Source organism: Pseudomonas sp. 10S5 (genome assembly GCF_035019745.1).
GTDB lineage: Bacteria > Pseudomonadota > Gammaproteobacteria > Pseudomonadales > Pseudomonadaceae > Aquipseudomonas.
The window spans coordinates 1-548 of record NZ_JASJVL010000048.1; the positions used below are offsets into that span (position 1 = coordinate 1).

The 548-nt window shown below is 50.5% G+C and carries 2 tRNA genes and 1 rRNA gene; all 3 read left to right on the plus strand.

The features are described 5' to 3' along the window. Nucleotides 1–68, plus strand: a 16S ribosomal RNA gene (locus tag QN378_RS23315); the annotation flags it as partial. 167 nt (nucleotides 69–235) lie between these two features. After that, nucleotides 236–312 (plus strand) — tRNA-Ile (locus QN378_RS23320). Between the two features lie 29 nt (nucleotides 313–341). Then, nucleotides 342–417 (plus strand) — tRNA-Ala (locus tag QN378_RS23325). Nucleotides 418–548: the final 131 nt, after the last annotated feature.

Here is a 548-nt window from a genome sequence, read left to right on the forward strand (position 1 = left end):
GATTCATGACTGGGGTGAAGTCGTAACAAGGTAGCCGTAGGGGAACCTGCGGCTGGATCACCTCCTTAATCGAAGACCTCAGCTTCTTCACAAGTTCCCACACGAATTGCTTGATTCATTGAAAAAGACGATTAGTCAGCACCCGAGATTTGGTCTGCAGCTCGGTTGGTTAGAGCGCACTCCAGGCTTTGAGGTAAAGAGCAGGGTGAGGTCGGCAGTTCGGGTACCCGAGATCGGGTCTGTAGCTCAGTTGGTTAGAGCGCACCCCTGATAAGGGTGAGGTCGGCAGTTCGAATCTGCCCAGACCCACCAATTTGTGTGGGAAACGCCTGTAGAAATACGGGGCCATAGCTCAGCTGGGAGAGCGCCTGCCTTGCACGCAGGAGGTCAACGGTTCGATCCCGTTTGGCTCCACCACTTACTGCTTGAGTACTGACGCGACGTAAAGCTTAGAAATGAGCACTCCATCGACGATGGTGAGTGTTGATTTCTGATCTTTGATTAGAAAGTTTAATCGTTTTAATCGTTCTTTAAAAATGTGGGTATGT